This is a genomic window from Colwellia marinimaniae (genome assembly GCF_002207865.1).
GTDB lineage: Bacteria > Pseudomonadota > Gammaproteobacteria > Enterobacterales > Alteromonadaceae > Colwellia > Colwellia marinimaniae.
Window position 1 is genome coordinate 142394 of sequence record NZ_BDQM01000002.1, and the last position, 16262, is coordinate 158655.

Annotated in this window: 13 protein-coding genes and 1 tRNA gene; 8 read left to right on the forward strand and 6 right to left on the reverse strand. The window is 39.7% G+C overall.

What is annotated here, in order from left to right; genetic code table 11:
• Window positions 1-74 precede the first annotated feature (74 nt).
• From secF to queA, 5 genes are all read right to left on the reverse strand, one after another.
• Window positions 75-1022 (reverse strand): protein translocase subunit SecF, encoded by a 948-nt coding sequence (secF, locus tag MTCD1_RS02190; protein ID WP_057179986.1) that lies wholly within the window; start codon window positions 1020-1022, stop codon window positions 75-77.
• Window positions 1023-1040: 18 nt separating this feature from the next.
• Window positions 1041-2888, reverse strand: coding sequence for a protein translocase subunit SecD (gene secD / locus MTCD1_RS02195; RefSeq protein ID WP_057179985.1), 1848 nt, complete (start codon window positions 2886-2888; stop codon window positions 1041-1043).
• A gap of 183 nt (window positions 2889-3071) precedes the next feature.
• Complete coding sequence (gene yajC / locus MTCD1_RS02200) at window positions 3072-3410, reverse strand: preprotein translocase subunit YajC (RefSeq protein ID WP_057179984.1); 339 nt, start codon at window positions 3408-3410, stop codon at window positions 3072-3074.
• A gap of 221 nt (window positions 3411-3631) precedes the next feature.
• Window positions 3632-4765, reverse strand: a complete 1134-nt coding sequence (gene tgt, locus MTCD1_RS02205; RefSeq protein ID WP_057180337.1) for a tRNA guanosine(34) transglycosylase Tgt — start codon at window positions 4763-4765, stop codon at window positions 3632-3634.
• A 102-nt stretch (window positions 4766-4867) separates the two neighbouring features.
• Window positions 4868-5956, reverse strand: coding sequence for a tRNA preQ1(34) S-adenosylmethionine ribosyltransferase-isomerase QueA (gene queA, locus MTCD1_RS02210; protein ID WP_057179983.1), 1089 nt, complete (start codon window positions 5954-5956; stop codon window positions 4868-4870).
• Between the two features lie 263 nt (window positions 5957-6219).
• On the opposite strand from queA, the gene aceK reads away from it, so the two are divergent.
• From aceK to MTCD1_RS02250, 8 genes are all read left to right on the forward strand, one after another.
• A complete protein-coding gene (gene aceK, locus MTCD1_RS02215; RefSeq protein ID WP_057179982.1) occupies window positions 6220-7986 on the forward strand; it encodes a bifunctional isocitrate dehydrogenase kinase/phosphatase in 1767 nt (588 codons plus the stop codon).
• A 151-nt stretch (window positions 7987-8137) separates the two neighbouring features.
• Window positions 8138-8214: transfer RNA gene (locus MTCD1_RS02220), tRNA-Trp, on the forward strand.
• 212 nt (window positions 8215-8426) lie between these two features.
• Window positions 8427-8804 (forward strand): DNA polymerase III subunit psi, encoded by a 378-nt coding sequence (locus tag MTCD1_RS02225; protein ID WP_057179981.1) that lies wholly within the window; start codon window positions 8427-8429, stop codon window positions 8802-8804.
• Window positions 8801-9322, forward strand: coding sequence for a ribosomal protein S18-alanine N-acetyltransferase (rimI, locus tag MTCD1_RS02230; RefSeq protein ID WP_057179980.1), 522 nt, complete (start codon window positions 8801-8803; stop codon window positions 9320-9322). Before MTCD1_RS02225 ends, rimI begins: the two co-directional genes overlap by 4 nt.
• Before the next feature lie 175 nt (window positions 9323-9497).
• Window positions 9498-9746, forward strand: a complete 249-nt coding sequence (locus tag MTCD1_RS02235; protein ID WP_057179979.1) for a hypothetical protein — start codon at window positions 9498-9500, stop codon at window positions 9744-9746.
• A 657-nt stretch (window positions 9747-10403) separates the two neighbouring features.
• Window positions 10404-11984 (forward strand): peptide chain release factor 3, encoded by a 1581-nt coding sequence (gene prfC / locus MTCD1_RS02240; RefSeq protein WP_057179978.1) that lies wholly within the window; start codon window positions 10404-10406, stop codon window positions 11982-11984.
• A gap of 387 nt (window positions 11985-12371) precedes the next feature.
• The gene (gene argS, locus MTCD1_RS02245; RefSeq protein ID WP_057180335.1) at window positions 12372-14144 is read left to right on the forward strand and encodes an arginine--tRNA ligase; all 1773 of its coding nucleotides are present in this window, start codon (window positions 12372-12374) and stop codon (window positions 14142-14144) included.
• Between the two features lie 201 nt (window positions 14145-14345).
• Window positions 14346-15242, forward strand: coding sequence for a TatD family hydrolase (locus MTCD1_RS02250; protein ID WP_231732967.1), 897 nt, complete (start codon window positions 14346-14348; stop codon window positions 15240-15242).
• A 77-nt stretch (window positions 15243-15319) separates the two neighbouring features.
• On the opposite strand, the gene MTCD1_RS02255 is transcribed toward MTCD1_RS02250, so the two are convergent.
• Window positions 15320-16033 carry a hypothetical protein gene (locus MTCD1_RS02255; protein ID WP_057179976.1) on the reverse strand — a complete coding sequence of 238 codons (714 nt, stop codon included), beginning with the start codon at window positions 16031-16033 and terminating at the stop codon, window positions 15320-15322.
• Window positions 16034-16262: the final 229 nt, after the last annotated feature.

Genomic DNA, 16262 nt, shown 5'->3' on the forward strand with positions numbered 1-16262 from the left:
CTAATCCATTTAATACAAAAAAGCCGAGTAACTTTCGTTACTCGGCTTTTTTTATGGCTCAATAACAATAATTGTTAAGGCATCATAGCGTCTTGATCTGCACCTTCTTTTTCAATCACTTCTTGAATTAAATCTTCTCGTGAAACCCCTAAAGCTAAGGCGACTAAACTAGCGACATAAATTGAAGAGTAAGTACCAACAAAAACACCAAACAATAATGCGGTGGCAAAACCGTGAATTAGCTCTCCACCTCTAAAGAATAAAGCCGCCAATACTATTAACGTGGTAAACGAAGTAATAATGGTACGACTCAAGGTTTGTGTTAAAGAGATATTAATCACGTCTTCCGGATCACTATTGCGTATTTTCCTAAAGTTTTCACGAATACGATCCGAAACCACAATAGTATCGTTCAGTGAATAACCAATAACCGCTAATATCGCCGCCAATACCGTAAGGTCAAACTCTAGTTGTAAAATAGAAAACAAACCCAGTGTTAATAATACATCGTGGAATAACGCCACCACTGAGCCAACAGCAAAGCGCCATTCAAAACGGAAGGCTACATACATGAGTATACAGATAAGCGCCGTTAACATGGCTAAACCTCCCTGCTCCGCTAACTCATCACCAACACTAGCACCAACAAATTCAATACGGCGCATATCGACAGTTTGCCCCGTAGCCTTTTGTAAAACGCTAAGTATTTCATTACCTAACATCTCAGCTTTAACATCACCACGTAAACCTAAGCGAATAACTACGTCACGACTGCTGCCGTAAAATTGTACTTTGGCATCTGCAAAACCATTCTCAGCCATTACTTGGCGTATTATCTTTAAATCAGCTGGTTGTTCAAAACCAACTTCAATAAGGGTGCCGCCAGTAAAGTCTAAACCAAAGTTTAACTTGTTTGTTGCTAACGAGATCACTGAAGCGATCATCATTAAGGCGCTAAATACTAGGGCTATCTTGCGATAGCTCATAAATTTGACAGTTTCTTTTAAGTGTAAAATTTGCATAATTTATCGTTCCTGTCTCTATATAGGTAATTTATCAAGGCGTTTACCGCCCCAAATAGCATTAACGACTGCGCGAGTACCAATAACAGAAGTAAACATTGAAGTGATAATACCGATAGACAAGGTGATGGCGAAACCTTTAACAGGTCCTGTGCCAATCGCATATAAAATTACTGCTGCGATTAAGGTGGTGACATTGGCATCGATAATAGTAGAAAATGCGGCATCATAACCTTGATGAATAGCTTGCTGAATGGTCTTACCTTCACGTATTTCTTCTCGAATCCGCTCAAAAATAAGTACGTTAGCATCCACCGCCATACCAACGGTTAAGACAATACCTGCCATACCGGGTAATGTTAACGTTGCACCTGGCATCAATGACATAATACCCACTATCAGGATTAAGTTTGCCCCTAAAGCAAGGTTAGCCACCACACCAAAGGCACGATAGTAAACCATCATAAAGATAAATACTAAGCCAAAACCCAGCATAATAGCTTCAAAGCCAAGTCGCACGTTTTCAGCGCCTAAGGTAGGACCAACAGTACGTTCTTCAACGATGGTAATTGGTGCAATCAAAGCACCCGCTCGTAATAATAACGCTAGGTTATGTGCTTCAGCAGGACTGCCTGAGCCAGTAATACGGAAGGATTTACCTAATCGAGATTGGATTGTAGCAATAGAGATTATTTCTTGTACTTTTTCAAAAATAATATTGCCTTCGGCGTCACGTTTACCCGTAGGTTTATACTCAATAAATACCGTCGCCATTGGTTTACCAATATTACTTTTAGTGCCATTGGACATTTTTGCACCACCAGCACTATCCAGTGAAATATTAACTTGTGGACGTGAGTACTCGTCAAAACCTGATTTAGCATCGGTAATATGATCACCCGTTAACATGACACGTTTTTTCAATAAGCTCGGGCGACCGTCTCTATCTCTTAATAAAATAGAGTTTGCCGGTATACGACCTTTTAAGGCATTAGCTAAATCACCTTCGGTATCGACCAAGCGAAACTCGATAGTTGCTGTTGCATTAAGAATTTCTTTTGCTTTAGCGGTATCTTGTACACCCGGTAATTCAATAACAATATGCTTTTTACCTTGTCGCTGAACAAGCGGCTCGGCAACACCGAGTTCGTTAACACGGTTACGAATAATAGTAATGTTTTGTTGAATAGCGTATTCACGAATTTCTTTCAGCTTTTGCTCGGTCATTTTCGCGCTAAGCGTTAACTTATCATCATTCGTTTTTACCAGTAAATCACGGTAACGTTTTTTCAGTAGTGTCTCTGCGGCTTCTAGATCGGCAACTTTACGAAAGATAACAACGACGCCATTATTGGCTTCTTTTACGCTGCGATAGCGAATTTTTTCACTGCGTAAATCATCACGAAAATCACTGACCATAGCGCTTTTAGCTTTATTAATGGCTTCTTGCATGTTTACTTCCATCAAGAAGCTAACACCACCACTTAAATCTAAACCTAATTTCATTGGCGTACCGCCAATAGCTGCTAGCCAATCTGGTGTATTAGGCGTTAAATTTAAGGCAACTGAAAACTTATTACCTAATTTATCATCCAATATATCACGGGCTTTCAACTGATCTTCAGTATTTGTAAAGCGCGCTAATATTTGACCATTTTCTAAAACGACACTGTCAAAATCTAGGTTATTTTCGTCTAAATATGCCTTGATATTATCAAGTGTGCCGGCATCAGCTTCGACACCACGTAAACCTGACACTTGCACCGCAGGTGATTCACCATATAAGTTTGGTGTGGCATAGAGCGCACCTAAAGCGACAATAACTACCACCATCAGTGTTTTCCATAAAGGGTATTTATTTAACACAATGAGTCCTTTTTATTCGTTTATTTCTTTCACTATTTTTATCAAAAAATAATTATTGGGATATGTTCATAATTACTGTTAACTAAGTTAATTGGCTTTAATTCAAAGAAAATGCACGGAGTTGACGCACGTCAATGAGTACTTTTGATGCCGAACTAATGCCAATTAACAAGGGTAAAATGATTATAAATTTTTCATTGTGCCTTTTGGAAGTACTGCGTTGATAGCACTTTTTTGTAATGTCACTTCAGTACCTTCGCTAATGCTAACAACGACAAAGTCTTTTTCATCTGATACTTTAACGATTTTGCCAACAATACCACCTTGTGTTAACACTTCATCGCCTTTCGCTAATGAAGACATCAAACCTTTATGCTCTTTTACCCGTTTAGCTTGTGGACGGTAGATCATGAAAAAGAATACCAAACCAAAAACGGCTAGCATAATCATCATTTCCATACCACCGCCACTGGTTAATGCGGATGCGTCTGCGGCGTGTGCTGTACTGATAAATAAACTCATAAATTCCTCTTACTTCTTATTTTAATTCTTAATTGATTAGTGACTTTATATTTTTTTGCTCTTTCGCTCAATTGAGGCGTCAAAGGTACTCACTGACTAACGTCAGCTCCGTACGTTTTCCTTTCAATTGAAGCCAATAGCTGCAAATACTAAGCCACTAGATTTATTAAACGTTGATAATTATTTACTACTTAAACTTGTTTTTTAGTTAAGGCTTAAAGCTAAACTTGCTTACTACCTGTCGCTAATGGTGGTACAGGTAAACCACGTAAAGCATAAAACTCTTCAACAAAGGCGTCTAATCTACCTTGCTCAATCGCATCACGCAAACCTTGCATTACTTTTTGATAAAAATGTAGGTTATGCAGGGTATTTAACTGCGAGCCTAAAATTTCTTTACACTTATCTAAGTGATGCAAGTAGGCACGTGAGTAGTTTTTACAGGTATAACAATCACAGGTATCATCAAGGGGGCCAGTATCTGTTTTATGAGCGGCATTACGAATCTTAATAACGCCCGTATTGACAAATAAATGACCATTGCGGGCATTACGTGTTGGCATAACACAGTCAAACATGTCAATACCACGACGAACACCTTCAACTAAGTCTTCTGGCTTGCCTACTCCCATCAGATATCGGGGCTTATTTTTAGGTATCAAGGGTGTAGTATGATCTAATATACGAATCATATCTTCTTTAGGTTCACCTACCGATAAACCGCCTATGGCATAACCATCAAAGTCAATGGCTTGTAAACCAGCAACAGATACTTCTCGTAAGTCTTCAAACATACCGCCTTGCACTATACCAAACAGTGCATTAGGACTATCGCCATGCGCATCTTTTGAACGTTGCGCCCAACGAAGTGATAACTCCATGGAGTCTTTTGATTCTTTGTGACTTGCTGGATATGGCGTGCACTCATCAAAGATCATGACAATATCAGAGTTTAAGCTACGCTGCACTTCTATTGAACGCTCAGGAGTCAGCATAATTTTTTCACCATTAACCGGCGAGCTAAAACGAACACCTTCTTCAGTGATTTTGCGGGTTTTTCCTAAACTAAAAACTTGGAAACCACCTGAGTCAGTCAAAATTGGCTTATGCCAATTCATAAAACCATGTAAGCCACCATGTTGTTCAATAATGTCAGTACCTGGGCGCAACATCAAATGAAAGGTATTACCTAAAATTATATCAGCGCCGGTCGCGGCAACGTCCTCTGGCTTCATACCTTTAACCGTACCATAAGTCCCTACCGGCATAAATGCGGGCGTTTCCACTACACCACGATCAAAGGTTAATCGACCACGACGTGCTTTACCATCGGTGGTAATTAACTCATAGGTCATTTTATTTTTTACAGTTTTAGTCATAAAGTTTTCTCTCTCACCTACTAGCTAAACAGGCTGGCGGTGCTTGCTTTTAAAATAATATTTTTGCTTAACTAACGATTACTTAGCTCTTGCTTTGCTCTTTTTCGTTAACTCTTGTTTGGTCAAGAACATCGCATCGCCATAACTAAAAAAACGGTATTCTTTATCTATAGCATGTTGATAAGCTGGCATTATATGCTCATAACCAGAAAAGGCACTGACCAGCATCAATAAAGTTGACTCTGATAAATGAAAGTTGGTTACTAAAGCATCTATAAGTTGGAATTGATAACCTGGAGTTATAAAAATATCAGTATCGCCATAAAAAGCGCTTAGGGCTTCACCTTTATCTTGTGCAGCTTTAGCTGCACTTTCGAGGGAGCGTACCGAGGTGGTACCAACAGCGACAACTCTACCGCCAGCCGCTTTAGTTTTTGTTATTTGCGCAACTACTTCATCTGACACTTCCACATATTCAGCGTGCATAATATGATCGGCAATCTCGTCCACCTTAACCGGTTGAAAAGTACCTGCGCCGACATGCAAGGTAATAAATGCCAGCTCAACACCCTTGGCTTTAATTTTATCTAATAAGGCATTATCGAAATGTAAACCAGCCGTTGGTGCTGCCACCGCCCCTGGTTTTTCATTATATACCGTTTGGTAACGTTCTTTATCACTGTCTTCATCGGGGCGGTCAATATAGGGCGGCAGTGGCATATGACCTATGTCATCTAAAATAGCTAACACCGATTGCTCACCGGTAAATTTTAGCTCGAAAAGAGCACCATGACGGGCCACCATGGTGGCTTTCACTTTACCTTGCCCCTCGCCATTACCTAAGTAAATTTCACTGCCAACTTTAGGTGATTTACTGGCGCGAATGTGAGCAAGCGCGGTATTGTCATCGATAATACGCTCAACCAAGACCTCAATTTTACCACCACTGGCTTTTTGACCGAACATTCGAGCAGGGATCACTCGAGTGTTATTAAAAACCAGCAAATCACCTGGATTTAATTGCGCAACAATATCGGTAAAAACACCATCAGTTATCACACCAGTATTACCATTTAAGGACATTAAACGGCTAGCACTGCGCTCGGCTTTTGGATAACGAGCAATAAGGGCTTGGGGTAATTTGAAAGAAAAGTCTGAAACACGCATGATATTGGCTATTTTTCGGCTTAAAAAAGGCGTAATTTTAGAGCTGCGTGCCCTTGATAGCAAGTTAATTCGTACTTTTAGCTCTTTAGCGTAAACCTTAACAGCAAAGCACAGTCAGCAAAGTTATCTTTAATGACATTATTGCCCGTGATAGCCACTATTTATGAAAATAATCTCAACACTAAGGGTTTTAGTGTATGTTGGTAAATCAGCCAATATTGACTTAACACATACTTAAAACTGACTAAAGAGCTAATTGCCCTATGAGAGATGAACTCGCTTTTACTATAGCCAACACCATCATTAACGGCTTTGAACGCCATATTGCTCTTTTCATTGAAATTACTCAATCAGCCAGAGAGCGGTTTCAACAATGCCAATGGCATGATGTACATCGTTCGGCCAGAGCGAGGACCAACTTTTATGATGAACGGGTAAAGGAAACCTTCAATTGTATTAAGGCAGATTTAAAGATTAGCTCTCTTGATAACACTTTATGGCAACAGGTTAAAGTCGTCTACTCTGATTTATTAACTGAACATAACCAGCCAGAGCTAGCGGAAACCTTCTATAATTCAGTATTTTGTCACTTATTTGAGCGTAAGTATTATCACAATAATTATATTTTTGTCGAAAGTACTGCGCACCGACTTGATGATAAAGCCATTCCTGAAATTTACACCTCTTATCAACCACAAACTCTTGGCTTAAAACAAACAATTTGTGACATTATGAATAGTCACCGAACGGTGATTCCCTTTGATAACCTCGACCGTGATGTCGACATACTTATTAATGCCTTTCGCCGCCATGCCCATAAAACTCGCGTTAAATTAGCCGACTTACAGTTTGATATACTTAACTTTACTTTTTACCGTAATAAAGGTGCTTACTTAATTGGTCGAGTATTGTCCCCCGCTGGAGAAACGCCCTTTATTGTCGCGGTACTTAACAACGAGAAAGGCGGCTTATATTTAGATGCTTTACTGACCACCAGCAAAAGTATGGCGGTAGTTTTTGGTTTTGCCCGTGCTTACTTTTTTGTCGATTGCCTACACCCCTATGCTCTGGTTAATTTCTTACAAGGGCTTATGCCCCATAAAACCAAAGCAGATTTATATTCAGCTATCGGTTTTCATAAACATGGCAAGACCCAGTTTTATCGAGATTTCCTCAATCACCTCGATAGCAGTGACGATCAATTTGAATTAGCCGCCGGCATAAAGGGCATGGTGATGTCGGTATTTACCCTACCCTCTTATCCTTACGTCTTTAAAATTATCAAAGATAAATTTTCTCCCAGTAAAAACATAACTAAAAATGATGTAAAGGGTAAATATCGCTTAGTTAAACTGCACGATAGAGTGGGTCGCATGGCTGATACCATGGAATATTCAGAAGTCGCCTTTCCCAAAGCACGTTTTAACGATGAACTGTTAGCTGAATTACAAAAAGTCGCATCGTCTATTATTCGTTATGAAGGCGAAGGAAAAGAAGCACTAATTATTATTGAACATCTTTATATAGAGCGCCGCATGGTGCCACTTAATATATATCTAATGGATGCGTTGAAAAATAAAGCCCAGGAAAAAATCAATCAAGCCATGTTTGGTTATGGTCAGGCCATTAAGCAGCTGATCTCAGCTGATATATTTCCAGGAGACATGTTACTGAAAAACTTTGGCGTAACTCGCCATGGCCGAGTGATCTTTTATGATTATGATGAAATAACGTATATGAATGAAGTCAACTTTCGGGTAAAACCTAAAGCCATTACCGAAGAACAACTCTACGCAGCAGAGCCATGGTACAGTGTTTTACCTGGGGATATGTTCCCAGAAGAGCTTGCCACTTTTGCACTGGCTAACCCGAGTTATTTAACCGCCTTTAAGATACATCATCAAGATTTATTAACGCCGGCTTATTGGCAGCAGTGTCAGCAAGATGTTGCCAATGGTATTTATAAAGATGTCTTCCCTTATCCCGATAAATACCGATTTTGTCACCAAAACTTATCACTTAATAAATAAGCGTTAACTTAGCACAAAGTAAAAAGGTAGATGAACTGGCTACTTTAGTGCCAGTTTGTTGATAAATCAGGCAAACAATCGCTATTTAATAAAAAAGTTAGCATTTGTGCTTTACCTTTTAGCACGCATCAGTATAATTCGAATCCGTTGCAGGGGTGTAGTTCCAATTGGTAGAACAGCGGTCTCCAAAACCGATGGTTGGGAGTTCGAGTCTCTCCACCCCTGCCATTTTATCTTCTGTTTGAGCTAAATAGTTCCCGTCTATGCCCGAATAAAATAGCTAATAATTTATCGAGTTATTAGCAATAAAATATCTGATAAACAGCAAAGAAACCACTACTAAAGACATTCGCTCAAGCATTAATATATCTGCTTTTCGTTAGCGAGAAATTCTGTCATTATATTCAACCTTAAATCTAACCGATAATGAGCCATCACAGATGAGCATTAATCAAGATCAATTTGAGCAACTAACTGAAATGGGTATTAGCCTATGGCAGAGCCGCTCGCGTGATAATAAGAATGATACCGCTCAGACTCATGTACAAAACTATCTTGATATTGATTTAAAAGATTTAGCTAAGCAGCAATTATTTAATGATATTTTGCTAGCTGCGGGGCTGAGTATCGGTGAAATCAAACATCAAGATGACCACTTAGATTTAGGACTCTTTAACTGGTATTTCACCTCGGAATCATTACCCGATGAAATGCACTGGTTTGAGCAGCAGTTAATCACCCCTGCTATCGCTGAAATTTCAAAGTCGCCTACGCTTAAAAAGCAACTGTGGCAAATACTAGGTAGACAAACACAATGAGTCATTCCTCAAAGCTAAACAGCAATAATTTTACTGAAATAAAGCCCGCCGATGTCGATAAGTTAATGTTGATAGAGCTTGCTTGCCACTCACATCCGTGGAGCGAAAAAACCTTTTTAAGCTGTATCGGTGGCCGTTACTTTGGTGAAAATCTTGGTGAAAAAATGGGCGAAAGTCCCTCTACAAATTTGCCCGCCGCAACTGAGCACAAAGCAAGCAATGTGATTGGCTTTTATATCGGTGAATATGTTATTGGCGAAGCCACGCTTATGGATATTTGTGTCATGCCAAGTGAGCAAGGTAAAGGCTATGGTAAAGTCTTACTTAAGCAATTTTTAGCGCAAGCAAAAAAACTCGGTGCAACAAAAATATTCTTAGAAGTACGGGCAAAAAACATCGCGGCACAAATGCTCTATATGAATGCCGGTTTTATCGAAATTAACCGCCGCACCGGTTACTACCCTAGCAGTTCAGGCTTTGGTTATGAAGATGCTATCGTGATGTCACTCACTTGCTAATGTATAGTTCTTGATCGAACAAGTAACCGCTCTAGGGTTAAATAACAATTTAGCCAAAATATTAACAAAATACCACATTTCAATACGTAAACTAGCTAGTTAATCCCGCTCTTTTAGCTAAGATAGCTAACAACTTTCTTAGCTACCTTGCCTAACTCTTAATAGGGAGAGCAACATGTTTACTAAAATAAATCCTGCCACAGATAGCCAGTTATCAAATGAAGATGTTGCCAACCTTATGGTAAATGAGGCATTAAATAACATTAGCAAATTAACCGGACTGAACCAAGAGCAGGCCTTTGCATTATTACTGAGTCAGGTGAGCCGACAGACTGAGCAAGTTAGCCTTGAAAGCACCTCAAAAGTACACTCTCCGTTATTAGAAGTGGATGAAACTCAATTCATTGCAAGTCTATTTAATTAATGCGGTGTAAGTAACCTGAACTCTGGATAAGCAGCACTTGCTCAATATTCCCCTTTATCCGATTCTCAGCGTTAACACGTCGATAAATAACCCGTTATTCATAAACGTGTTGCCTTGATAATCGAATAAATTGAAACATTGATAGTGTATATTACTACTTAATCTTGTATATTTTATTCTTAACAACCGTAAGTCGTTGTTTTTACTTAACCATCAAGCACTCATTATCCAGAGTTCAGGTTAAGTATATCAAGTACAAATACGGTTAAATTTCAAATCCTTTTTTGCCAAGTATTATTGTCTGCAATATTCAAGATGTTAATCCCGATGGGGTAATCTTAGCTACTCTGACTTTAGCTATATCCCCCAGAAAGTGCCCGTATACCTTTAAGCCCAAAATCAGCTAGATCAAAGCTAGAAACTAAGCGTTAAACTAGCTAATAGCTCAACACCTGCTGAGCTATTAGCTAGCTTCTGCCCCACCACGCTACCACTGCCACAATCAATATAAAAAGTTAGTGCTAATAACTATGCTTTTTTCAGATCAGCTCTATTTTAATGATACAATGCGTGCAATTTTCTTATCATTATGAAAAGCCCTGTACTAAACCAAGTGCTAAAGGTGCTTCTCTACTATTTACTTAACAGGTAATTTGCATGTCTGTACAGCAACAGCAAGTCGACTTACGTCGCACCTTTGCTATCATTTCTCACCCCGATGCGGGTAAAACCACCATCACCGAAAAGGTACTTTTGTTTGGTCAAGCCTTGCAAAGAGCCGGCACGGTAAAAGGTAAAAAATCAGGTCAACACGCAAAATCTGACTGGATGGAAATGGAAAAAGAGCGTGGTATCTCAATTACTACCTCGGTAATGCAATTTCCTTACAAAGACTGTTTAGTAAACTTACTTGATACCCCAGGTCATGAAGATTTTTCCGAAGATACCTACCGTACTTTGACCGCCGTTGATTCTTGTTTAATGGTCATTGATGTGGCCAAAGGTGTTGAAGCACGTACCGTTAAATTAATGGAAGTTACTCGCCTGCGCGATACTCCTATCATTACTTTTATGAACAAAATGGATCGTGATGTCCGCGATCCTATTGAAGTCATGGATGAAGTTGAAGACGTCTTAAAGATAAAATGTGCCCCGATAACTTGGCCAATAGGTATGGGTAAAGAATTCAAAGGTGTTTATCACTTATTAACCGATGAAATATTTTTATATCAATCAGGTCTAGGCCACATGATTCAAGAAAAGCGCGTCATTAAAGGCCTTGATAATCCGGCGCTTGATGAAGCTATTGGTCCGTTTGCTGAAGATTTTCGTGAAGAAATGGAGTTAGTCCTTGGCGCCTCCCATGCATTTGATTTAGAGGAGTTTCTCAAGGGTGAGTTAACACCGGTATTTTTCGGCACCGCACTCGGTAACTTTGGTGTGGATCACATGCTTGATGGTCTGATTAAATGGGCACCTAAGCCCTTACCTCGCAAAACAGATTTACGCACGGTAGCCCCGGAAGAAGAAAAATTCTCTGGTTTTATTTTTAAAATACAAGCCAATATGGATCCCAAACATAGAGACCGTATTGCTTTCATGCGTATTTGCTCAGGTAAGTATGAAAAAGGCATGAAAATGAAACAAGTGCGTATTAATAAAGATGTCAAAATTGCCGATGCGGTAACCTTTATGGCCGGTGATCGTTCACACATTGATGAAGCTTATGCCGGCGATATTATCGGTTTACACAACCATGGCAGTATCCAAATTGGTGATACTTTTACCACGGGTGAAATGATGAAATTTGGCGGTATTCCTAACTTTGCCCCGGAAATGTTCCGCCGTATTCGTCTGCGTGACCCACTTAAAGCCAAGCAGCTACAAAAAGGCTTGATACAGTTATCTGAAGAAGGTGCGGTACAAGTATTTAGACCTTTTATTAACAATGACATGATTGTTGGCGCGGTTGGGGTCTTACAGTTTGAGGTGGTTGTGCACCGATTGAAGACCGAATACAAGGTTGATGCTATTTACGAACCAATTAATGTTGCTACCGCACGCTGGTGTACTTGTGATGATGAGCGTATTTTAGAGCAATTTAAAAAGAAAGCCGGTGATAACCTAGCCTATGATGGTGGTAATAACTTAACCTATATCGCACCAACTATGGTTAATTTGTCCTTAGCGCAAGAGCGTCATCCCGATATACAATTCCATTCGACCCGTGAACACTAGTTTGGCTTCCTAGTTTGTCATTTTACGGCGTTGCTTAATCATTTTTATGCAGTCACTTAGTGTACTAAGCTCCTTTATAAAAATGACCAAGCGCCTGGTAAAATAAGCAAACCACTTTGCCAAACATGAGAAGTATAATATTATTTTTGATGCTTGCTAAAATGCAATTTAGTTTGCAAAACTGAGCAAGGCTCAACTGATTAATGTTATTTTGTTAAAAGATAAAAATTAGCAAATAATTAAAAATAAATTTCACTAACTGCGTAATAGCGTCTTTATCGCAGTTAGTTGGTTCAAGGTTAAAGAAATGACACGGAGCATGCACCGCATGTGAGTATCATTGATGCCAAGATTGAGCCAAATAACAATGATAAAGAGTCTATTAAAATGAATATTAAAGATATATTAAGTGAAAAAGTAAGTGCTGCTATGGTTGCTGCGGGATTACCTGAAGGCACTAACCCGGCGGTTAGCTTATCTAACCGTCCAAATTTTGGTGACTATCAAGCCAATGGTGTGATGGGCGCAGCAAAAAAACTAAAAACCAATCCGCGCGAATTAGCCACTAAGGTTGTTGCCGCGCTAAACCTAGACGGTATCGCTAGCAAAATTGAATTAGCCGGCCCAGGCTTTATCAATATTCACCTCGATGAAAAATGGTTAGCAACACAACTAAATATGGTTGCTCAAGATACTCACCTCGGCGTAAGACAACGTGGTGTTAATGTCGATGATAAACAGCAAACTGTCGTGGTAGATTACAGCGCACCAAACCTTGCCAAAGAAATGCACGTTGGTCACTTGCGCTCAACCATTATTGGTGATGCGGTAGTACGCGCCCTAGAATTTCGTGGTGACAAGGTTATTCGTCAAAATCACATGGGTGATTGGGGTACACAATTTGGTATGTTAATCGCGCACTTAAGCGATAAACTTGCCAGCGAGGAAGTGGCTGAAACGGCCCTTAGCGATTTAGAAAACTTTTACCGTGAAGCAAAAGTTCGCTTTGACAACGAAGAAGGTTTTGCCGATAGAGCGCGTGCTGATGTCGTTAAACTACAAAGTGGCGATGCGCATTGTGCCAAATTATGGCAACAATTTATTGATATCTCCATTGCTCACAGTGAAGAAATCTACGCTAAGTTAAATGTTTCATTACAGCGCTCAGACATTATGGGCGAAAGTGCTTATAACGACGATTTATCAAGGGTAGTTGATGAACTCATGGCGAAAGAAATTGCCGAAGAGAGTCAAGGCGCTAAAGTCGTATTCATTGATGAAATGGCCAGTAAAGATGGCGAGCCGTCGGTATTTATCGTACAAAAATCCGGTGGTGGTTTCTTATATGCCACTACCGATTTATCTGCATGTCGCTACCGTAGTGACAAGCTAGCGGCTGATCGCATCATTATTTTCACTGATGCTCGCCAAGCATTGCACTTTAAACAAGTGGAAATTGTTGCTCGTAAAGCTGGCTTCTTACCTGAAAATGTCAGTTATCAGCATTGTCCGTTTGGTATGATGATGGGCGATGATGGCAAGCCATTTAAAACCCGCACTGGCGGTACTATCAAGTTAGCTGAATTACTTGATGAAGCAGTGCTTCGTGCTAGTGATTTAATCAAGGAGAAAAATCCAGAAATTAGCGATGCTGATTTAGCTGAAATCTCTAACAAAGTAGGTATTGGCGCGGTTAAGTTTGCCGATTTATCGAAAAACCGTACCAGTGATTATATTTTCAACTGGAAAACCATGTTGAGCTTTGAAGGGGCTACCGCGCCTTATTTACAATATGCTTACTCACGTATTCAAAGCATATTCTCTAAACCAGAGGCTAAAGAAGCTCAAATAGTCACTGCCTTACTTGGTAATACGGTTATCAATATCATTGAGCCGCAAGAAAAAGCCTTAGCATTAAAGTTATTGCAACTTGAAGATGTCATTGATGCCGTTATTAGTGAATGTACACCTAACTTGTTATGTAACTACCTTTACGAATTAGCCAGTCTTTACATGAGTTTTTATGAAGCCTGCCCTATCCTTAAAGAAGGTATTAGCGACGAAGTTAAAGTGTCACGTTTGGCATTATGCCAAGTGATTGCCAACACCTTAAAACAAGGGTTAGATATATTAGGCATCGAAGTGATGGATCGCATGTAGCAGTTCTAATGCTGTGGCAATAAAGTATTGCTGAGTAAATAAGTGAGACGCATTAACCCATCTTTGGGGCTCGACATAAGCATCCATGCTTATGAAGCTCACTTATTCACACTCAGCAGCCCTTTATAATACTGTTGCCACACAGCCGTTGAATCCGCTACAAACTAAAGTACGAGTAGATAAGCAACAATTAAGGAGGCAATGATGCAGTTTACCGATAGTCATTGTCACCTTGACGACTCTGTTTTTAGTGAGCAACTGCCCGCTTTATTAGCGCAATGCGCTACATTGGCTATTAAGCGAATTATCGTACCTGCCATTGCCCCCGATAACTTTGATAAAGTACTTCACCTAGCTCAATACCACCATAATAAGCCTATTAAAATATATCCTTGTTTAGGTATTCATCCGTGGTTTTTACACGAATTAAACGATACTCATCTTGAACTGTTAAGTGAAAAAGTAACCCAGGCTAAAAATGACATTATTGCCATTGGTGAAATTGGTCTTGATGGCGCTATTATTAAACGCAGTGATGATCCCGCAGCCGAATTAGCAAAACAGCAACATTTTTTTGATTTTCAACTTAATCTCGCCAAACAGCAAAACTTACCGGTAATTGTTCATCACCGACAATCGCACGATAAAATAATGCCTTTTTTAAAACGCTACCAGCTAAACCGAGCCGGTATCATTCATGGTTTTACTGGCAGTTACCAACAAGCTAAGGGCTACCTAGATTTGGGCTTTAAACTTGGTGTTGGTAGTACCATCACCTATTCTCGGGCGAAAAAAACCATCAATACCCTCAAACGCCTGCCCTTAGACTGTTTAGTATTAGAAACCGATGCGCCATCTATGCCCTTAAGCTCTGAGGTAATGGCTGCTGATGTGACGGGTAAAGAAATACTGACGAATAGCGAACTAGCTAGACAAGAAAAACATAGGGTTTCTGCACATTCGCCAGCTAACGCCCCGGCAAACTCCCCAGTCAATTTAAGCAAGATTTTTGCCGTGTTAAGCACAATACGTGTAGAGAGTGCTGAAGAAATTGCCAGTCAACTGGAAGTTAATATTGAACGGATTTTCTTTGACTAGCGCCCTTAGTTGAAGTCTTTATTAAAACCTTTTTTTAAGGTCTGAGCTTAAGCTAGTAATTATTAACGCTTAACCGATCATTCTTTTGATACCGCGCTTTTAGATTTTGACCTGCTAGCAGACAAACGATAACCGCGTCTGCTAAAGCGGTTTAAGCCACGAGTCAGCAGAAAACCGACCACACCTGCCACTAACAGCATTAATCGCTGTAATGACTGCTGCTCTTTATCCGCTTTTGCTAATATCGCAGTTAAATAAATTGGCTCGATAGTAAAACGTAGATAGCCATGCAGCTTATCACTGGCAAAATCGCTATGACGAACTTCTGCAACAATAGGCGTTAACTTAGCGCTTAGGTTACTTTGCTGGGGTGAAATGCCATATAGATCGTTAATACTTTTGGCTTTAGGGCGAACAAGGTCATTAGCCTGCTTATCGTTTTCCAACGATGTGCTAAAGACGAATAGCCGGCCAGTGGCATCATATAAGTGTATTTGATTAACAAAATTAACCTGTACCAAACCATCAAGGTAGCGTTGTAATAAGGCTTTTTGTTGGTGTTTATCTTTATGCTCTTGCTCAAGTATCACAGTAACGCCAACAATGGCTTGTTGTAATTGCTGCTTAGCTATAAAGTTAAAATGCTTAGTTAAATTATTACTATTTTTGACCCCGCTAGCTTGTAAGATACTGATCAGCACTATGATAAGCAAAATAGCACTAGCTAATTGCAGAATTTTATTATAAATCGACGATAATTTAGGGTATAAAGGCTGTTCGGCTTGCTTCATAAAAACACAGGTGACTATTTTAGCGCATTAATAGTCTCACTATAGTTAGATTATTAACTGATGTGAAGTTTAATATTTATAACATACCCAAGCCACTTGAAGGTGCGTGTTTCAGGACGGCTGAGCGAATAATGATCAAGGCGCCTTATTTTATTAATGGTAATTCCCTTAAAAAATGAGGCAACGAATAACATGATTTGCTCAGACGACCCCACAGGGCTGGTTTAGC

What these genes read in the sequence shown, in the direction of transcription:
- argS (WP_057180335.1), top strand. Translation starts at nt 12,372, where the DNA reads ATGAATATTAAAGATATATTAAGTGAAAAAGTAAGTGCTGCTATGGTT.
- MTCD1_RS02225 (WP_057179981.1), top strand. Translation starts at nt 8,427, where the DNA reads ATGAGCATTAATCAAGATCAATTTGAGCAACTAACTGAAATGGGTATT.
- tgt (WP_057180337.1), bottom strand. Translation starts at nt 4,765, where the DNA reads ATGACCTATGAGTTAATTACCACCGATGGTAAAGCACGTCGTGGTCGA.
- secF (WP_057179986.1), bottom strand. Translation starts at nt 1,022, where the DNA reads ATGCAAATTTTACACTTAAAAGAAACTGTCAAATTTATGAGCTATCGC.
- prfC (WP_057179978.1), top strand. Translation starts at nt 10,404, where the DNA reads ATGTCTGTACAGCAACAGCAAGTCGACTTACGTCGCACCTTTGCTATC.
- MTCD1_RS02250 (WP_231732967.1), top strand. Translation starts at nt 14,346, where the DNA reads ATGATGCAGTTTACCGATAGTCATTGTCACCTTGACGACTCTGTTTTT.
- yajC (WP_057179984.1), bottom strand. Translation starts at nt 3,410, where the DNA reads ATGAGTTTATTTATCAGTACAGCACACGCCGCAGACGCATCCGCATTA.
- aceK (WP_057179982.1), top strand. Translation starts at nt 6,220, where the DNA reads ATGAGAGATGAACTCGCTTTTACTATAGCCAACACCATCATTAACGGC.
- queA (WP_057179983.1), bottom strand. Translation starts at nt 5,956, where the DNA reads ATGCGTGTTTCAGACTTTTCTTTCAAATTACCCCAAGCCCTTATTGCT.
- MTCD1_RS02255 (WP_057179976.1), bottom strand. Translation starts at nt 16,033, where the DNA reads ATGAAGCAAGCCGAACAGCCTTTATACCCTAAATTATCGTCGATTTAT.
- MTCD1_RS02235 (WP_057179979.1), top strand. Translation starts at nt 9,498, where the DNA reads ATGTTTACTAAAATAAATCCTGCCACAGATAGCCAGTTATCAAATGAA.
- rimI (WP_057179980.1), top strand. Translation starts at nt 8,801, where the DNA reads ATGAGTCATTCCTCAAAGCTAAACAGCAATAATTTTACTGAAATAAAG.